General features: G+C 61.1%; 16 protein-coding genes. 1 reads left to right on the plus strand and 15 read right to left on the minus strand.

Translation table 11 applies throughout. The annotated features are described in order from the left end of the window. Positions 1 to 201: 201 nt before the first annotated feature. The 8 genes from ACYZTL_RS02140 to arnB are packed head-to-tail and all read right to left on the minus strand — an operon-like array spanning position 202 to position 8,999. Positions 202 to 1,581, minus strand: coding sequence for a UDP-glucose dehydrogenase family protein (locus tag ACYZTL_RS02140; protein WP_461950372.1), 1,380 nt, complete (start codon positions 1,579 to 1,581; stop codon positions 202 to 204). After that, entirely contained in the window at positions 1,578 to 1,979 is a 402-nt protein-coding gene (gene arnF / locus ACYZTL_RS02145) for a 4-amino-4-deoxy-L-arabinose-phosphoundecaprenol flippase subunit ArnF (protein WP_461950373.1), read from the minus strand. Before arnF ends, ACYZTL_RS02140 begins: the two co-directional genes overlap by 4 nt. Next, positions 1,976 to 2,320, minus strand: a complete 345-nt coding sequence (arnE, locus tag ACYZTL_RS02150; RefSeq protein ID WP_461950374.1) for a 4-amino-4-deoxy-L-arabinose-phosphoundecaprenol flippase subunit ArnE — start codon at positions 2,318 to 2,320, stop codon at positions 1,976 to 1,978. The genes arnF and arnE overlap by 4 nt, the downstream gene beginning before the upstream one ends. Further along, positions 2,317 to 3,966, minus strand: a complete 1,650-nt coding sequence (gene arnT / locus ACYZTL_RS02155) for a lipid IV(A) 4-amino-4-deoxy-L-arabinosyltransferase (RefSeq protein ID WP_461950375.1) — start codon at positions 3,964 to 3,966, stop codon at positions 2,317 to 2,319. Before arnT ends, arnE begins: the two co-directional genes overlap by 4 nt. Next, on the minus strand, positions 3,963 to 4,847 hold the full coding sequence (gene arnD, locus ACYZTL_RS02160) for a 4-deoxy-4-formamido-L-arabinose-phosphoundecaprenol deformylase (protein WP_461950376.1): 885 nt from the start codon (positions 4,845 to 4,847) through the stop codon (positions 3,963 to 3,965). The genes arnT and arnD overlap by 4 nt, the downstream gene beginning before the upstream one ends. Next, on the minus strand, positions 4,847 to 6,838 hold the full coding sequence (gene arnA, locus ACYZTL_RS02165; protein ID WP_461950377.1) for a bifunctional UDP-4-amino-4-deoxy-L-arabinose formyltransferase/UDP-glucuronic acid oxidase ArnA: 1,992 nt from the start codon (positions 6,836 to 6,838) through the stop codon (positions 4,847 to 4,849). The genes arnD and arnA overlap by 1 nt, the downstream gene beginning before the upstream one ends. Then, a complete protein-coding gene (gene arnC / locus ACYZTL_RS02170) occupies positions 6,835 to 7,854 on the minus strand; it encodes an undecaprenyl-phosphate 4-deoxy-4-formamido-L-arabinose transferase (protein ID WP_461950378.1) in 1,020 nt (339 codons plus the stop codon). The genes arnA and arnC overlap by 4 nt, the downstream gene beginning before the upstream one ends. Continuing rightward, complete coding sequence (gene arnB / locus ACYZTL_RS02175; protein WP_461950379.1) at positions 7,851 to 8,999, minus strand: UDP-4-amino-4-deoxy-L-arabinose aminotransferase; 1,149 nt, start codon at positions 8,997 to 8,999, stop codon at positions 7,851 to 7,853. Before arnB ends, arnC begins: the two co-directional genes overlap by 4 nt. 421 nt (positions 9,000 to 9,420) lie before the next feature. Here arnB and ACYZTL_RS02180 point away from each other — a divergent pair, with 421 nt between their 5' ends. Further along, the gene (locus ACYZTL_RS02180; protein WP_461950380.1) at positions 9,421 to 10,311 is read left to right on the plus strand and encodes a site-specific integrase; all 891 of its coding nucleotides are present in this window, start codon (positions 9,421 to 9,423) and stop codon (positions 10,309 to 10,311) included. On the opposite strand, the gene ACYZTL_RS02185 is transcribed toward ACYZTL_RS02180, so the two are convergent. The 7 genes from ACYZTL_RS02185 to ACYZTL_RS02215 all read right to left on the minus strand — a co-directional run bounded on the left by ACYZTL_RS02185 (position 10,308) and on the right by ACYZTL_RS02215 (position 17,589). Then, complete coding sequence (locus ACYZTL_RS02185; RefSeq protein WP_461950381.1) at positions 10,308 to 11,378, minus strand: ABC transporter ATP-binding protein; 1,071 nt, start codon at positions 11,376 to 11,378, stop codon at positions 10,308 to 10,310. The genes ACYZTL_RS02180 and ACYZTL_RS02185 overlap by 4 nt on opposite strands. After that, a complete protein-coding gene (locus ACYZTL_RS02190; protein WP_461950382.1) occupies positions 11,375 to 12,973 on the minus strand; it encodes an ABC transporter permease in 1,599 nt (532 codons plus the stop codon). Before ACYZTL_RS02190 ends, ACYZTL_RS02185 begins: the two co-directional genes overlap by 4 nt. Positions 12,974 to 12,977: 4 nt before the next feature. Then, a complete protein-coding gene (locus ACYZTL_RS02195; protein ID WP_461950383.1) occupies positions 12,978 to 13,991 on the minus strand; it encodes an iron ABC transporter substrate-binding protein in 1,014 nt (337 codons plus the stop codon). A 140-nt stretch (positions 13,992 to 14,131) separates the two neighbouring features. After that, complete coding sequence (locus tag ACYZTL_RS02200) at positions 14,132 to 14,692, minus strand: PqiC family protein (RefSeq protein ID WP_461950384.1); 561 nt, start codon at positions 14,690 to 14,692, stop codon at positions 14,132 to 14,134. Positions 14,693 to 14,709: 17 nt separating this feature from the next. Continuing rightward, complete coding sequence (locus ACYZTL_RS02205) at positions 14,710 to 16,365, minus strand: PqiB family protein (RefSeq protein WP_461950385.1); 1,656 nt, start codon at positions 16,363 to 16,365, stop codon at positions 14,710 to 14,712. After that, the gene (locus ACYZTL_RS02210; protein WP_461950386.1) at positions 16,346 to 16,996 is read right to left on the minus strand and encodes a paraquat-inducible protein A; all 651 of its coding nucleotides are present in this window, start codon (positions 16,994 to 16,996) and stop codon (positions 16,346 to 16,348) included. Before ACYZTL_RS02210 ends, ACYZTL_RS02205 begins: the two co-directional genes overlap by 20 nt. After that, positions 16,993 to 17,589 (minus strand): paraquat-inducible protein A, encoded by a 597-nt coding sequence (locus ACYZTL_RS02215; protein WP_461950387.1) that lies wholly within the window; start codon positions 17,587 to 17,589, stop codon positions 16,993 to 16,995. Before ACYZTL_RS02215 ends, ACYZTL_RS02210 begins: the two co-directional genes overlap by 4 nt. Positions 17,590 to 17,612 lie beyond the last annotated feature (23 nt).

Genomic DNA, 17,612 nt, shown 5'->3' on the forward strand with positions numbered 1-17,612 from the left:
GTCGTCATCGGCGGTCAGGTGCGGACTGCCTTCGTCACAAGACGCAGGGTTGTAGGAGCGGTCTGTAGGGACGGGGGCGGGGATACGCTGTTTCGCGGGCGCAAAGCGTAGGAAGCAACTGATAAACCCCGGCGCTGAACAACCTCAGCGCCAGCAGCCCGATCCCCAGGGACTGCTGGCGAATGCGCGGCGAGTTACCGGTCAAGCGACATCCGAAGCCGCCGGCCATTGCTGATGCGGAATCGGTAAGTTGCGTGAATCGCCACGCCCCATCGGGAAGTACATGAACCCGTTGCGCGCCAGGCGATCGGCGTCGTACAGGTTGCGTCCGTCAAAGATCACCGGGGCCTTGAGCCGTTGCTGGATCAAGTTGAAATCCGGGGCCTTGAACTGTTGCCACTCGGTGCAGATGATCAACGCATCGGCGCCGGCCAGCACCGATTCCGGGGTGCCCATGAGCATCAGCTTTGCTTCGTCCGGGTACAACTGCTGGGTTTCCTGCATCGCTTCCGGATCGAACGCCCGAACGCTGGCGCCGGCGGCCCACAGCGATTCAAGCAGCACGCGACTCGGTGCGTCGCGCATGTCATCGGTGTTGGGTTTGAACGCCAGCCCCCACACGGCGAACGTCTTGCCGTGCAATTCGCCCTTGTAGAACGCGTTGATGCGTTCGAACAGCTTGTGTTTCTGCCGCTGGTTGATCGCTTCCACCGCTTGCAGCAGATCGCTGGAGCAATGCGCTTCTTCGGCGCTGTGGATCAGGGCGCGCATGTCTTTGGGGAAACACGAGCCGCCGTAACCGCAGCCGGGGTAGATGAAGTGATAGCCGATGCGCGAATCGGCGCCGATGCCCAGGCGCACCGATTCGATGTCGGCGCCAAGGTGCTCGGCCAGTTCGGCAATCTGGTTGATGAAGCTGATCTTGGTCGCCAGCATGCAGTTGGCGGCGTATTTGGTCAGTTCGGCGCTGCGCAGGTCCATGAACATGATCCGGTCATGGTTGCGGTTGAACGGCGCGTAGAGATCGCGCATGACGTCGCGCACGTCATCGCTTTCGCAGCCGATGACGATTCGGTCCGGGCGTCGGCAATCGGCCACGGCCGAGCCTTCTTTCAGAAACTCCGGGTTGGAGACGATCTCGAACTGCAACAACCGCCCGACCTTGATCAGGCACTTGTCGATGTGCGCGCGCAAGGTATCGCCGGTGCCCACGGGAACCGTGGATTTCTCCACCAGAATCACCGGTTGCTCACGATGACGGGCCACCGCTTCGCCCACCGACAGCACGTAACGCAGGTCCGCCGAGCCATCGTCCCGGGACGGCGTGCCCACCGCGATGAACAACACCTGACCGTGTTGCACCGCGAGTTTTTCATCGGTGGTGAACTGCAGTCGCTTGCCTTCCAGGCCTTCACGCACCAGGCTGGCCAGCCCCGGTTCGAAAATGCTCACGTGGCCCTGTTGCAGCAACTCGACTTTCTTTTCGTCGATGTCCATGCAGACCACGTCGTGGCCGACTTCAGCCAGCACAGCGGCCTGCACCAGGCCAACGTAACCGCTACCGAATACACTGATTTTCATAGGTCACTCCTGAGATTGGACGCATGAGCAGGTCGAGAATTGATGGTGATAACGCCGAGGATGACCAAGGCCACCCCAAGGCTTTTGGAAAGACTGAAATCTTCGTTGAACACCGGTAGCGCGGCGGCGATCAGGTACACCAGCGCATAGCTGATGCTCAGCAGCGCATAAGCGCGGCCCAGCGGCACATCGCGCAGGGCGGCGAGCCAGCTGAACATCGACAGGGCATAGGCGAGGATGGCGGCGAGCACCACGACCACAGCGGTCGGATCAATGGCGGCGGTGAGCCAGTGTTCGGGTGACGGCAGGCGCGTCATGCTCCAGCGCATGCCCAGCTGCGCGGCACTGCCCAGCAGCACGCTGCCGAGGGCGAAGGAGAGGCCACGACGCAGGCTCATGTGTGCAGCCCCAGCAGGATCACGCCGCCAATCACCAGCGCCACGCCCATCCAGTGACGACGGTCGATGATTTCGTGGAAGACGAAGCGGGCGATCAGGGTGATCAGCACGAAATTCAGGCTCAGCATCGGGTACGCGACGCCGACTTCAAGGCGCTGCAACACCAGCAGCCACACCAACAAACCCGCGCCCAGCGCGGCGATTGCCAGCCACAGCCACGGTGAGCGCAGTTTTTCGCTCCAGCCCGACGGTTGGCCGCGCCAGTGCTCCACGGCATATTTCTGGGCGATCTGGCCCAGGCAGGTGAGCAGGCAGGCTGCCAACACCAGCAACAGTCTCATGACGCACCCTGAGGAAAAATCAAAATCACAAGGTTGCCTTGTTCATAGCGTTTGCCATCCTTGGGCAAGCGTTCGATTTCACGCAGTTCGTCCTCCCCTTTGACCCGCATCAGCACGCCCACCGAACCGTTCTGGCGGGCGTCGTGCATCCACTGCTGCACGCGATCGGGGTCGACGCGCTGCTGCGCACCGTCAGGATAAGCGAGGCCATATTTCAGTTCGCCTATCGTGTTGTACAAAGCCACGTCCGGGCGTTTCAGGCGCCAGGCCAGGGCCGAAGCGGCGCCCAGATCGTTGCTGAGCAGCGTGCCGGCCTCGCCGAGTTCCTGTGCATGCTCAAGGACGAACTGGTCGGGCATCTTGTTCGCCACCACCGCTTCGGGCATCGCCGCCGGCAGAACGCCGATCAGCAGCAGGCTGCCAAAGGCCGGCGCCGCCCAGCACTGCAACGGTCGGAACGCTTGCAGCAGGTTGGCCATGATCCAGCCGATCAGGCCGACGAACACCAGCACCAGGCTGTGCAGTTCGTGGTGGTACAGCGGTTTTTTCAGTTGCAGATAGACGAGGGCGAGCAGGGTGGTCAGGCCCAGAAGGAGGTTGAGCAAGCCATTGACGCCCAGCGCGCGGCCTTGCTCCAGCCGCAAGCGATCCGCCAGTGCGTTGCCCAGCAACAGGGCCAATGGCAACAGGCACGGCAGGATGTAGCTCGGCAGTTTGCCTTTGCTCAGGCTGAAAAACAGCAGCGGCATCAGCAGCCACAGCAACAGGAAAGCGATATTCGCCTGGCGACGTGTTTGCCACGCCTGCCGCAGCGCCGGTGGCAACAGCGCCACCCACGGCAAACTGAACGCCACCAGTAACGGCAGGTAGAACCACCAAGGTGCGTCATGCTGTGCGTCGTCACCGGCGAAACGGCGTATGTGTTCGTGCCAGAAGAAGAAGCGCCAGTAATCCGGTTCCTGCGCATGCACCGCCAAGACCCAGGGCAGGCTGACGGCGATGGCCACGACAATCGCCAACGGACCGTAGATCAGCAGTTCACGCCAGCGTTTTTGCCAGACCATCCAGGGCAGGGCGATCAGCACGGGCAGCAGCCAGGCGAGAAAACCCTTGGTCATGAACCCCATGCCGCAGGCCAGGCCCAGCATCGCCCAGCCGATCAGGCGCTGGCTACGGCTGACGCTGTCCAGGGCAAACCACAAGGCAACCAGGCTCAGGTTGACCCAAAAGGTGAACTGCGGATCGAGGTTGGCGTAGCCCGCGGCGCCGGCAACCACGGTAAAACTCATGTACAGCAGCGCGCAGGCAAAACTCTTGCGCGGCTCGTTCCACAGCCGACGGGCGATCAGGTAACCCAGCATCACACTGAGCCCGGTGCTGAGGGCCGAAGCGAAACGCACGCCGAACAGGTTGTCGCCAAACACGGCCTGACCGAGGGCGATCATCCAGTAACCGGCCACCGGTTTTTCGAAGTAGCGCAGGCCCATGAAATGCGGCGACACCCAGTCGCCGCTCAGGAGCATGCCCTGGCTGATCTGCGCGTAGCGGGTTTCGTCCGGAATCCACAAGCCATGGCTGCCCATCGGCAGCAGGTAAGCCAGCAGACAAAGGCCCAGCAAAAACGGCAATGCCAAGCGTTTGCTCATACGCCTTGCACTCCCAGCCAGCCTTCACGACCGCCGAGCGCGCCTCGCCTTACCCGGCCACCGGGCAAGGCGTCCAGTGTGTCGGGCAGCAGGTCACCCAAGGGTTGAAAACGGATATCACGCTGGCGTGCGTCGGTCAGCAGTTGACGGAAATCGTCGGCCATCAGAATCCCTTCCACTTCGGCGTGGACCGTGTAGACGTTGAGGTTTTGCGGGGTGAACCGGTCAAGGATGAAGGTGTTGAAATCCTTGGCGACGACGGCCGGGCCGACCACTTCATCGAAGGTGGGCAGGTCCACCGGGATCTGAGGCGCGCCCAGGCCACCATCGGCCAATGTCGGCCGGAACAGACTGCGGCCACGACAATCGCTGTTGTAGCGAAACCCAAAACCCTGCTTGGCTTCGATCACGCGCTCGTCCGCCCGCCAACCGGCAGACGCAGAGCACTCGATGGGTTGCCCGAGGATGTCGCTGAGCGTGTCCACGCCCTGACGAATCTGCTCGATCAGTTGCACGTCGCTCCAGCGTCCGGCATTGGCCTGCCAGCCATGGTGATCCCAGGCGTGCAGGCCGACTTCATGCCCGGCCGCCAGGGTTTGACGCATCAAGTGCCCGAGATCGCGGCCAATCGGCTTGCCCGGCCACGCGGTGCCGGCCAGCAAAATGTCCCAGCCATACAGGCCGGCGGCGTTGGAGCGCAACATCTTCCAGAAAAACTGCGGGTGGATCAGGCGCCACAAGTGCCGGCCCATGTTGTCCGGCCCGACGCTGAAGAAGAACGTTGCCTTGATCTGGGCCTCATCGAGGATTTCCAGCAGCCGAGGCACACCCTCACGAGTGCCTCGGTAGGTGTCGACATCAATCCGAAGGCCCGCCTGCATTAGCGTTTGTCCGCGATTTCGAGCATGGCTTCACGCAGGAAGAAATCCAGGGTGTTGCCGATGGTTTCGCTCATCTCGACCGTAGGTGCCCAGTCCAGCAGCCGTTTGGCATTGTCGATACTCGGTTTGCGGTGAGACACGTCCTGATAACCCGCACCGTAAAACGCCTTGCTTTCGACGTCGCGGAACCCGGCGAACGGCGGGAAGTTGTGGCGCAACGGATGCGCTTCGAACTGACGCAGCAGCTCTTCGCCCAACTGACGGATGCTGGCTTCGTTGTCCGGGTTGCCGATGTTGATGATCTGGCCGTTGCAGGCGTCGTTGTCGTTGTCGATGATTCGCGCCAGCGCTTCTACGCCGTCAGCAATGTCGGTGAAGCAGCGTTTTTGCTCACCGCCGTCGAACAGGCGAATCGGCGTGCCTTCCACCAGATTGAGGATCAATTGCGTGATCGCCCGGGAACTGCCGATGCGTGCCGAATCCAGACGGTCCAGGCGCGGGCCCATCCAGTTGAAGGGACGGAACAGGGTGAAATTCAGGCCTTTCTGGCCGTAGGCCCAGATTACCCGGTCGAGCAGTTGCTTGGAGATCGAGTAAATCCAGCGTTGCTTGTTGATCGGCCCGACCACGAGGTTGGAGCTGTCCTCGTCGAATTTGCCGTCCTGGCACATGCCATAGACTTCCGACGTCGACGGGAAGATCACCCGCTTGTTGTATTTGACGCAGTAGCGAACCAGTTTCAGGTTCTCTTCGAAGTCCAGCTCGAACACGCGCAGCGGGTTGCGGGTGTATTCGATAGGCGTGGCGATCGCCACCAACGGCAGGATCACGTCGCACTTCTTGATGTGGTACTCGATCCACTCGGAGTGGATGCTGATATCGCCTTCGACGAAATGGAAATTCGCATGGCTACGCAAACGCTCGATGGCGTCCGAACCGATGTCCAGGCCATACACCTCGTACTTGTCGTCGCGCAGCAGGCGCTCGGACAGGTGATTGCCGATGAAACCGTTGACGCCGAGGATCAGCACGCGCGTGCGACGTGGGGCGCGACCGGACTCGGCGCCACGCAGCACGGAGCCGTCCACCAGCCCCAGTTCGCTGGCCAGTTGCGGGCCACTCAGGTACAAGCCGTTGTCGTTGCGCTGACCGGCGCTGATGACCAGCGAATCTTCGCCGCAGGCGATGCGCAGCGGATCGACGCTGATGACCCGGCCCGGTTCCTGGCCTTCGTTGCCCTTGACGATTTGCGCGCTCCAGACAATCAGCTTGTGTTCGCCGACGGCGCAGAATGCGCCGGGATACGGCTGGGTTACGGCGCGCACCAGGTTGAACAGCTCTTCGGCGGGCTTGCTCCACACCAGTTTGCCGTCGGCCGGCGTACGGCGACCAAACGTAGTGGCTTGGGATTCGTCTTGCACGGTTTCGCTGACTTTACCCGCGAGCAACGCGGGCAGCGTGTCGCGCAGCAGGTCGGCGGCGGCCACGCGCAGTTTGCCGTGCAGGCTCAGCGCCGTGTCGGTGCGCTCAATCGCGACTTTTTGCTGGGCAATGATTGCGCCAGCGTCGGCACGCTTGACCATGCGGTGCAGGGTCACGCCGGTTTCGCTTTCGCCGTTGACCAGCACCCAATTGGCCGGCGCGCGACCGCGATAGCGCGGCAGCAATGAACCGTGCAGGTTGAATGCGCCTTTGCGTGCTGTGGCCAGCAGCGGTTCGCTCAGCAGATGGCGGTAGTAGAACGAGAACAGGTAATCCGGGTTGAGCTTGCTGATGCGCTCGATCCAGAGCGGGTGGTTGGCATCTTCCGGGGCATGCACCGGGATGCCGTTGCGCGCACACAGTTGCGCTACGGAGCCGTAAAACGCGTTTTCCTTCGGATCATCGGCGTGGGTGAATACGGCGGCAATCTCGTAACCGCTGTCGAGCAGGGTTTCAATGCCGGCACAGCCAATATCGTGGTAGGCGAAAACAACAGCTTTTGCGCTCATGAGAGAACCTGATCTGAGGAAGAGGAAGTGAGGCCGTCAACGGTGACCACGGGAACGGGTGTGGCGGGCTGGCTGCGCAGGACTTTTTCGATAAAGAACCGCGGGCGCGCACGGACGTCGCTGTACATCCGCCCCAGGTATTCGCCCAACAGGCCCATGCCGATGAACTGGCCGCCGGTGAACACGAACAGCACGGCGAACAGCACGAACGTACCGTCACCGGCCCAACTGGCGCCGAACACCAGCCGCAGGACAATCAGTGCGGTAGCGAACGCCACGCCGAGCCCGGCCATGGCGAATCCGACAATGCTCAGCAGCCGCAGCGGCGTGGTGGTCATGCAGGTGATCAGGTCGAACATCAGGTTGACCAGACGCATCGGGCTGTACTTCGATTCACCGTGTTCGCGTTCGGCGTGGGTCACCAGGATTTCCGTGGTGTGTCGGGCGAAGCTGTTGGCGAGGATAGGGATGAACGTGCTGCGTTCGCGGCAGGCGAGCATGGCGTCAACGATGCTGCGTCGATAGGCGCGAAGCATGCAGCCGTAGTCGCTCATGGCAACTCCGGTGGAGCGCTGCACGGCGAGGTTGATCAGTTTTGACGGCCAGCGACGCAAGGCCGAATCCTGACGATTGCTACGCACCGTGGCGACCACGTCATAGCCCAGTTCGGCCTGGGCCACCAGGCGCGGAATCTCTTCGGGAGGGTTTTGCAGATCGGCGTCGAGGGTGATGACGACATCGCCCTTGCACTGCTCGAAACCGGCCATGATTGCCGCGTGTTGACCGTAATTGCGGTTAAGAATGACCGCCACCACCGGGCTGCACTCGCGACTGGCGGCCTCTTCGAGGATCTGCGCCGAGTGGTCGCGACTGCCGTCATCGACCATGACGATTTCGTAGTCATGGTGCAGTTGCTGGCACGCCGCTTCGGTGCGCCTGAGCAATTCGGGCAGGCTGTCTTGCTCGTTGTAGACCGGGATGACGATCGACACGCAACGGATCGGATAAGGTTTCACAGGCGTGTGTCCAATGTGAGTTCGATAGCGCTGACGACACGGTCGACGTCATCGGTGGTCATGTCGGGGAACAACGGGATCGAGCACAGGCGCGCCGAGTTCCATTCGGTGTTGGGCAGGTAAATGTTGGGGAAGCGCTGGCGGTAATACGTGTGCAAGTGCGTGGCGATGAAGTGGATGCCGGTGCCGATGTTCTGCGCCTGCAGGGCTTTCATGAATGCTTCACGGTCGAGTCCGCAGCGCTCGGCGTCGATGCGCAGGATGAACAAGTGCCAGGCGTGCTGTTGCGGGTAAAGCGGAATGGCCAGCGGCTGCACCGTTGAGCCTTCCAGCCGTTGCAAATAGGTTCTGGCCAGCGCGGTGCGCTTGGCGTTGATCTCGTCCAGACGTTCCAGTTGCACCAGCGCGATAGCGGCATTGATGTCGGCCAGGTTGTATTTGAAACCCGGCTCGATCACCTGGGCCTGGGGTTTGCGGCCATGGGTCATGCGATCGTAGGCATCGACGCCGAGGCCGTGAAACTTGAGCATGCGCACCCGGTTGGCCAACGCTTCATCGTCACTGACGAACATCGCGCCCTCGGCGCAGGTCATGTTCTTGATCGCGTGAAACGAGAAGATCGCCGTGCCTTGCGCGCCGACGTGACGGTTTTTGTAGAGGGTGCCGGTGGCGTGGGCGGCGTCTTCGATGACCGGGATGCCGTACTTGTCGGCCAGGGCGTAGAGCGGATCGAGATCGAACGCCGCGCCGGCGTAGTGCACCGGAATAATCGCCCGGGTGCGCGGGGTGATGGCCGCTTCGATGTGCTCGACGCTGCTCATCAGCGTGTCGCGGTCGACGTCGACAAACACCGGCGTTGCGCCCAGCAGACAGATCATGTTGGCGGTGGAGACCCAGGTCTGCGACGGCGTGATGACTTCGTCGCCGGGACCGATGCCCAATGCCAATAGCGTGACATGCATGGCGCCGGTGGCCGAGGACAGTGCCACGGCATGGCGGCATCCCACATAGTTGGCGAAGTGTTCTTCGAGTTGCTGGTTTTTCGGCCCGGTTGTGATCCAGCCAGAGCGCAATACTTGCTCTACGGCGGCAATTTCTTCATCGCCGATACTGGGACGGGAGAAGGGTAGAAAAGCCTCACTCATGGAAAACCTCGGGGCGTAGGCCGTCCTTCGGCAAAAGTGCCGAAATTAACGGGATTTCAAAGGTTTAGTGACCTGTTCGGTTTAGTGACCTGTCGGGCACGAGCCATATTTGACTTTTGCAGCCATGGCCGGCAGGTTGGGAGCCCATTGAGGCTCACCGGGTAGTGATTAGGTTAGGCCGGTTTTTGTGAAAGAAACATCAAAAACCAGTCGTCGAATCGTTTATCTGAACGTTATTAAGCCAATGTTCAGACTTCTGCCGTTGATCGCTCTCTTTAGTAGAAACGTCCTACGGAAGTGTCTCGCGTTACATGAAGAATGTTTCAATCCTTAGTTGTTCTATTGATCTGTTACCACTCAAGGCCGTTTTGTTTTGATTGACTTACCTGTTGCTGATTCAAGTGCTGCAAAGACCAACCCAATGCCTCTGTATCTGGCGCGACTGGCGCCGTCCAGCCAACTGACCATGCGCTATGTGTTGCAGGATGCAGCCGACCGCCTGGGCTTCGAAGACATGAACGTCGAGGAGATTCCCTGGCACCAGCTGCAGCCCGAGGATGTGATTTCGTTGGTTGCGGCCTTGCGCGCGGACGGCTACGCGCCCAACACGTCTTCGCTGTACGTCAACGCCGTGCGCGGGGTGATGAATGAAGCCTGGCGCATGAGCCTGATCAGCCAGGAACACTTGCTGAAAATGCGTTCGGTCAAGGGCATTGCCGGCACGCGTCTGTCCCAGGGGCGTAATCTGCGGCGTTCGCTGATTCAGGAAATGATGGCGGTCTGTGCGGCGGACCCACGGCCACAAGGCCTGCGGGACGCGGCGATCATCGGGATTCTGTACGGCTCGGGCATGCGTAAATCAGAGTCGGTGAACCTCGACCTCGATCAGGTGGATTTCACCGAGCGCAGCCTGCGGGTGACCGCCAAAGGCAACAAGCAGTTGATCAAATACGCGCCGGCCTGGGCATTCGCCAAACTGGATGCCTGGCTGGAGTTGCGTCGTTCGCAACTCAAGGAAGGCGAAGTGGACGATCCGTTCCTGTTCAATCGCATCCGTCGCGGCAGCCACATCACCCGTGAGCGCATCACCAAACACGCGATCTATTACATTGCCCGGCAGCGCGGCGCGCAGGTCGGGGTGAAAATCATGCCTCACGATTTCCGGCGCTCGTTCATTACCCGGGTGATCGAGGAACATGACTTGTCGATCGCGCAGAAACTCGCCCATCACAGCAATATCCAGACGACGGCCAACTACGACGTGCGGAACGACAACGAGCGGCGGCGCGCGGTGGACCGCTTCGATCTTTAAGTTTCGCTCAGAACATGGGCGTGGCCGATGGTCGAGACGTGAACCGCACTGCCGGTCGGTGGCGCGTACAGGCCAGAACTGCGCACCATCAATGATCGACCGGGCTGGTCGCAGGATGGCAAAGTCTCCAGTTCCACGGTCAACGTGCAGGTGTTGCCGCTGAAATCCCGCTCGGTCACTACGGCGCGGCACCCGACGGCCTCGACAGCGCTGGGCACGATGCCGACCACTTGCAGCTGCTCGGGCCGCAGCATGATCTGCGCAAAGCGGTTGTTGCGATGATTGTTGACCGGGATTCGCCCCAGATCGCAATGGGCCCAGCCGGCTTCGATCCGGGCCGGCATGACCACGGCATCGCCGAGGAACATCGCGGTTTGCTCGTCGCCGGGGTAGCGGTAGAGGTCCAGCGGATGACCGGACTGCACCAGGCGCCCCTCGCGCATGACCGCCAATTGATCGGCAAACGACAGCGCTTCACTCTGGTCATGGGTCACCAGAATGGTGGTGACACCGGCGTCTGCCAGCAACCGCGCGACCAGTTTGCGCATGGCCGCGCGCAGCCCGGTATCGAGCGCGGAAAACGGTTCATCCAGCAACATCAAACGCGGCTGTTGCGCCAGAGCCCTTGCCAGCGCCACCCGTTGTTGCTGACCGCCAGAGAGTTCATGGGGCCAGCGGTCGGCCATGTTCGCCTCCAGGGCAACGCTGTCCATCAACTGGGCGATACGCTCGCGTTTTTCGAGGCCCTTGATCGACAATCCGAAACCGATGTTGGCGGCCACGGTCATGTGCGGGAACAAGGCGCCGTCCTGAGGCACATAACCGATCTGACGTTGGTGCGCGGGCACTTCCTGGGTGTCGTCGACCAGCGTCTGACCGTTGAGCGAAAGACGCCCCGCATCCGGGAACTCGAAGCCCGCGATCATTCGCAGCAAAGTGGTTTTACCCGAACCCGAAGGGCCGACGATCACCGTGCGGCTGCCCGTCGGCACCGACAGGCTAATGTCTTCCAGGGCCCTTTGCGAACCGTAGGATTTGCAGATCGAATGCAGTTCAAGCGTGTTCATCGGCCAGCCGTTCGTTTGGATTGGTGATAGAGAAGTCCGGTCAGCGGTAGTGACAGCAGAATCATCAGCAAGGCATAGGGCGCCGCCGCGGCGTAGTCGATTTCGCTGGTCAAGGCCCAGAACCCGGTCGCCAGCGTGCGCGTACCGTTCGGGGCGAGGAGCAGGGTGGCGGTCAATTCATTGGTGATTGCCAGGAATACCAGCGCAGCGCCAGCGGCAGCACCGGGCGCCGCCAGTCGCAAGGTGATCAACCACAGCGCCCGCGTGGGCGAGCGCCCGAGGCTGCGGGCAATGTTCTCCAGTTCCACCGGTGCCTGGGCGATGCCGGCACGCAAACTCACCAGGGCGCGGGGCAAGAACATCAGCAGGTACGCCAGCAGCACCGTGATCGTGGTCTGATAAATCGGCCGGGCGAAATGCACCGTGACCGTCACCAGGGCCAGGGCGACGACAATACCCGGCAATGAACTGGTGATGTAGTTGCAGCTTTCCAGCACCCGTTGCATCCGACCCGGCGAGCGAATCGACAACCAGGCAATCGGGATGGCGGCGCAGGTGGTGAGCGCCGCACCCGCGACCCCGAGCAGGAGTGTCTGTTGCAGCGCCGGCATCAGCTCGGCCATCTGCCAGACCTGCGCACCACCGGCGATCAGCCATTTACCCAAGGTGATTAACGGCACACCCAGCGCGAGGGCGCAGGTCACGATCAGCAACGTCAGCGCAAGCCCGGCTGTCCCGGTCTTCAAGCGCACGACGCGCTGTTCGCGGGCACTTCCCGAACCGACCCGCGCATACCGCGCATGGCCACGCGCCGCCGATTCGACGGTCAGCATCGCCAGGCAGCACAGGGCGAGCACGCCGGCCAGCATGTTGGCGGCGGGACCGTTGAAGGTGGACTTGAACTGATCGAAGATCGCCGTGGTGAAGGTGTCGAAGCGGATCATCGCGTACAGGCCATATTCGGCCAGCAAGTGCAGCCCGACCAGCAAGGCACCGCCACAGATGGCCAGACGCAGCTGCGGCAGCACCACCCGGAAAAACACCGCCCAGGGTTTGAGCCCCATCGATTCCGCCACATCTTCAATGGCTGGATCGAGCCGGCGCAAGGTGGCCGCAATCGGCAAGTAAAGGAAGGGGAAGTAGGCGATGACCGAAACCAGAACCCCGGCAAACAGACCATGAATCGGCGGCACCAGACTGACCCAGGCGTAGCTGTGAACGAAGGCCGGGACCGCCAGCGGCGCGGTCGCCAGCAATGACCACCAGCGTCGCCCCGGCAGATCGCTGCGCTCGGTCAGCCAGGCCAGCGTCACGCCCAGCACGATGCACAAGGGAATCGTGATCGCTACCAGCAACACGGTGTTGATCAACAACTCGCCAACCCGGGGCCGGAACATCAGCGTTGCCAGGGTGGCCCAACCGGTCTGCATGGACACACCGATAACAAAGGCAATCGGCAGCAGCGCCAGCAATGAAATCAGCACCGACAAACCGATCACCCACGCACCGCCGCGACCCGCGAACAATCCGCGGGAGCGGCGGCGTACATATGCGGGTATGGCCGCAGCGGCACCCGCCGGTAGCGTTTCAGGCATCAATTCAGAGCAGTCCGGCCTGAGTCATCAGATCCACGGCTTTTTTACTGTCGAGTTTTGACGCATCGACTTTCGGCGCGTCGAGCTGCTGCAGAGGCACCAGTTTGGGGTTGGATTCAGCGTTTTTGCCCACGGCATATTCGAACGATTTACCCGTCTTGAGGATGGCCTGGCCGTCCTTGCCGGTGATCCATTTCAGGAACGCCTGGGCCTGTTCCTTGTGTTGGCTGGACGCCAGAACGCCGCCACCGGAGAGGCTGACGAACGCACCCGGGTCCTTGTGTTTGAAGTAGTGCAGGGCAGTGTTCTTGCTGTTTTCGCCGGTTCGGGCCTGATCGCCGAAACGGTAATAGTGGTAAATCACACCGCTGTCGATCTGCCCGGCATTCACCGCTTTCAACACGGAGCTGTTGCCCCGGTACGCGGTGAAGTTGGATTTCATCCCTTTCAACCACTCAAGGGTGGCGGCTTCGCCCTTGAGTTCCAGCAATGCGGCGACAATGGCCTGGAAGTCGGCGCCGGCCGGTGACGCCGCCCATCGACCTTTCCATTTCGGATCGGCGAGGTCCATCAGCGACTTCGGCAATTCGGCTTCGGGCAGTTTGCCCGGGTTGTAGACAAACACCGTGGAGCGCGCGGCGATTCCCACCCACTTGCCATGGGCCGGACGGTAGGCTGCGCCGACTTGTTCCAGGGTGGTCGGCGCTACGGGTGCAAACAGCCCCGCGTTGTCCACCAGCACCATGGCCGGGGAGTTTTCGGTCAGGAACACGTCAGCGGGGGAGGCAGCGCCTTCCTGCACGATCTGGTTACCCATTTCGGTGTCGTCGCCGTTGCGCACGGTGACCTTGATGCCGGTCTCCCCGGTAAAGCCCTCGATCCAGGCTTTGGTCAGGCTTTCATGCTGGGCGTTGTAGACCACGATGCCGTCGGCATCGGCAGCGTACACGTGGCCGGCACCGAGCAGCGCAGTGGCCAAGAATGCTTTTTTCAGGAAAGAGGGAATTCGGCGATTCATGCGGTGGCGGCTCCAGTTATTTTTTTAATCGTGCAAGCTGACAGACCGGAAGGGTCGTCAATGATTGTAGGTCAATACGAATCATTTGCAGATTTAAGCGGCGCCAAATGTAAGGGGCAGGATGAGAAAAAAACGTCAATTCATTGCGGTGTCGGGCAAGATTTTTGTTTTCCGTTCGCAGCCTGGCTGATTAACGCGGCGAGGCGTTTGACGTTGTTTTGTTGGGCAATGACCAAGTCGTCGATGGTCGGTCCTGAGGGCGTTTTCAACGTACTGCGGCAGCTGACCAGCGTGTTATCGCCTTCGCCGAGGCTGCGCAGGCGCCATTTGACGTCCATCAGCGCGTACTGTCCGGGCACCGAATCAAAACGCTGAACCTCCACGCGCACCGACACTTTGCGCTGGGGATTGCTGTTGGCCAATTGATCGACCAAGGCGCTACGCAACTCGTCCACCAGGCTCGCGGCCCACCATTCGGTCTCCAGAATCGCCAGGCCGCTGTTGCCCTGACGAATGACGATCTGCGGACGATCGACTTGCGGCGGTACGCTGAGGCCTTCGATCAGGATTTCCCCGCCGTTGCCGCGCACCGTCCCGCTCAATTGCGCCGGGGTCAGGGTGTGGAACTGAATCGGCTCACTGCGGCACGCGGCGAGCAGCATGAGCGCAGTGACCAACGTCATCTTCAGCGAAGAAACCATGGGTGTTGCTCCTGTGGTCAGTTGCGCGGTGGCGCCTTCAAATCAATCGGCTCGGCGTTGTCGGGGCGACCGCGAATCAGCGACTCCGGATGCCGGCCCAGGTAATCCGAGAGCTCACGCAAGGAACGCGACATGCGCCCTAGTTCGTCCAGGGTCTGGGTCAACTGCTCGCGTTGCGGCGAGTCATCGGCGAGGGTCGAACTGGCCGATTGCAGGGTCTTGCTGACATCCGCCAGGGTGGTTTGCACGCCGGGCAGGGTCTTGGCGTTGAATTGTGCGAGGCCTTTGCGCAGCTCGACGAGGTTGCTGTCGAGGTTGCCGGCAATGCGTCCGATGGGCAGATCGTTGATTTTGTTGACCATGCCTTCGAGTTTTTCCTGCAACTGCTCAAGGCTGCCAGGAACGGTCGGGATAGTGACGGGGCGGGCGGACGGGTCGAACACGACCTTCTCGGCTTTCGGGTAGAAGTCGAGCGAGATGTACAGCTGACCGGTCAACAGGTTGCCGCTGCGGGCCTGAGCGCGCAGACCATTTTCAATGAACGTTCCCATCAGACGAATGCTGGCGGCTTCGTCATTGGGGTCGTGCTTCAAGACCTCAAGCATTTTGGCGTGGGCCTGACCCAGTCGTTGCGGGTAGATCACGATGCCGACATTGACCGGAAAGGTGCGTTTTTTTGCATCGAAATCCAGATTGACCGACACCACTCTGCCGAACTCGATGCCGAGGAATTCCACCGGCGCATCGACCTTGAGTCCGCGCAACGCCTGGTCGAAACGCAAGCTCAGGAATTGCGCCTTGCCGTTGGGCGGGGCGAGGGCGATTTGTTGGTCTTCGAACAGCTCGAAGGCTTTTTCCTCGGAGGCCGGTTTATCGTTGGGGCTGTATTCCGGGGCACGGAAGGCGATACCGCCCACCAACATGGAGGACAGCGACTCGGTCTTCACTGCAAAGCCGTTGGCGCCGACATTCACATCGATGCCACTGGCGTTCCAGAATCGGGTGTTTTCGGTGACGTAGGCATCGTTGGGTGAATGAATGAAGACTTCGATGTTCACCCCTTTGCCGTCGGCATCCAGGGCATAAGCGACGACTTGGCCGACGGGAATCTTGCGGTAGTAAACCGGCGAGCCGATGTCCAGCGAACCCAGGTCCTGAGTGTGCAGCGTGAAGCGCTTGCCCGGCTCGCCATAGGTGATGGGCGGCGGGTTTTCCAGCCCGGTGAAATTCTTCGCCCGGGCATTGGCCTGGCCGATGTCGGCGCCAATGTAATCCCCGGACAGCAGGGTATCGATGCCCGACACGCCGCCGGCCCCGATACGTGGCCGCACGACCCAGAATTGCGAATCTTCACGGGTGAAGCTTTCCGCTTGCTTGGACAGTTTGATCGTGGCGTTGACGCTCTTCTGGTCGTTGCTCAGTTCGACGTCGGACACATGCCCGATCACCACGTTGCGGTATTTGACCTCGGTCTTGTTGGCCGTCAGGCCGCTGCCGGTCTTGAAGGTCACAGTGATGGTCGGTCCTTCCTGCAGGATGCTGTGCACCACCAGTGAAATACCCACCAGCACCGCAACAATCGGGACGATCCAAACCAGCGATACGCTGAAGCGACGGGTCTTGATCGGGGCTTGCCCGGGGGCTTGCGGCCCGTCAGTGGCTTGCGACTTCATCCATGACCTCCTCGTTTTTCGAATGGTGTTGGTCCCAGATCAGGCGCGGGTCGAAACTCATCGCCGACAGCATGGTGAACACCACCACCAGACCAAAGAACAGAATGCCCGCGCGCGGTTCGATATCGGCCAGGTCTTGAAATTTCACCAGCGATGCCACCAGCGCGACCACGATCACGTCGAGCATCGACCAATAACCGATGAGTTCGACGAAGCGGTACATTTGAGAGCGCTCCTTGCGCGCCCATTGGCTGTCGCGCTGAACGGTTACCAGGAGCAACGTAAGGGCGACGAACTTGACGCCCGGCACCGCGATGCTGGCGATAAAAATGATCAAGGCGATGTCCCAGGCGCCGTGGTGCCAGAAATCCAGCACACCGCCCATGATCGTGCTGTCGGCGCCGTTGCCGACCATTTTGGTGTTCATCACCGGCAACAGATTGGCCGGGATGTAAAACACCAGGGACGTGAGCAGGTAGGCCCAGGTCCGGGTCAGTGCGTTGGTTTTGCGCCGATGCAGCGGTGCACCGCAGCGCTCGCATTCGTGGGGTTCACCGGTCATGTCACAGGCCATGCCGCAGCTGTGGCAAAGGCACAGGTTGAGTTCGCTCGCGACCGGAGGCGTGGTCATAAAACATCCCACAGTTCACGGACATCGCGTCCGGCAATGCGGATCATCATCAGGCTGAGAATGGCCAGTGCGAACAGACCGATGCCGGGCAGCACGTCGAGCAACCCGGCGAGCTTGATCACCGCAACCATCGCCCCCAGCAGGCAGACTTCCAGCATGCTCCAGGGCCGCAGGGTTTCCAGCCAGCGCATACAGATTCTGAAACCCGGCGAGCGACGGGAGGCGAGGGCGAAACTCAGGACCCAGATCAGCAGCAGCAGCTGGAAAATCGGCGCGATGATCATGGCGATGGCCGCCACCAGGGCGATGAAGGTAATCGGGCCCAGACTCAGGGCCAGCACGGAATCCCACAGCGTCGCGCTGTTTTTCAGGCCTTGGAGGCTGATGCTCATGACCGGGTAGAAATTGGCGAAAATCCACAGCATCAATGCCGTGAAGGTCAGCGCCAGCCGCTGCTCCACCGACAGGCCGTTATAGCGCTGAAGCACGCCGCCGCAGCGCGTACACAGGGTTTTCTGATGTTTGGCGAGCGTGACTTTTTGATACACGCAGTCACAGTGCTCGCAGATGATCAGTTGGTCAGTCGTAGCCATAGGCCGCACTCGCCAGGAGACAG

Source organism: Pseudomonas sp. LB3P81, assembly GCF_054897965.1.

Bases quoted from the DNA above. Each gene is read 5' to 3' on its own strand.
- ACYZTL_RS02140 (WP_461950372.1), bottom strand. From the start codon at position 1,581: ATGAAAATCAGTGTATTCGGTAGCGGTTACGTTGGCCTGGTGCAGGCC.
- ACYZTL_RS02195 (WP_461950383.1), bottom strand. From the start codon at position 13,991: ATGAATCGCCGAATTCCCTCTTTCCTGAAAAAAGCATTCTTGGCCACT.
- arnA (WP_461950377.1), bottom strand. From the start codon at position 6,838: ATGAGCGCAAAAGCTGTTGTTTTCGCCTACCACGATATTGGCTGTGCC.
- ACYZTL_RS02215 (WP_461950387.1), bottom strand. From the start codon at position 17,589: ATGGCTACGACTGACCAACTGATCATCTGCGAGCACTGTGACTGCGTG.
- ACYZTL_RS02200 (WP_461950384.1), bottom strand. From the start codon at position 14,692: ATGGTTTCTTCGCTGAAGATGACGTTGGTCACTGCGCTCATGCTGCTC.
- ACYZTL_RS02210 (WP_461950386.1), bottom strand. From the start codon at position 16,996: ATGACCACGCCTCCGGTCGCGAGCGAACTCAACCTGTGCCTTTGCCAC.
- arnD (WP_461950376.1), bottom strand. From the start codon at position 4,847: ATGCAGGCGGGCCTTCGGATTGATGTCGACACCTACCGAGGCACTCGT.
- ACYZTL_RS02185 (WP_461950381.1), bottom strand. From the start codon at position 11,378: ATGAACACGCTTGAACTGCATTCGATCTGCAAATCCTACGGTTCGCAA.
- arnF (WP_461950373.1), bottom strand. From the start codon at position 1,979: ATGAGCCTGCGTCGTGGCCTCTCCTTCGCCCTCGGCAGCGTGCTGCTG.
- ACYZTL_RS02205 (WP_461950385.1), bottom strand. From the start codon at position 16,365: ATGAAGTCGCAAGCCACTGACGGGCCGCAAGCCCCCGGGCAAGCCCCG.
- arnT (WP_461950375.1), bottom strand. From the start codon at position 3,966: ATGAGCAAACGCTTGGCATTGCCGTTTTTGCTGGGCCTTTGTCTGCTG.
- arnB (WP_461950379.1), bottom strand. From the start codon at position 8,999: ATGAGTGAGGCTTTTCTACCCTTCTCCCGTCCCAGTATCGGCGATGAA.
- ACYZTL_RS02180 (WP_461950380.1), top strand. From the start codon at position 9,421: ATGCCTCTGTATCTGGCGCGACTGGCGCCGTCCAGCCAACTGACCATG.
- ACYZTL_RS02190 (WP_461950382.1), bottom strand. From the start codon at position 12,973: ATGCCTGAAACGCTACCGGCGGGTGCCGCTGCGGCCATACCCGCATAT.
- arnE (WP_461950374.1), bottom strand. From the start codon at position 2,320: ATGAGACTGTTGCTGGTGTTGGCAGCCTGCCTGCTCACCTGCCTGGGC.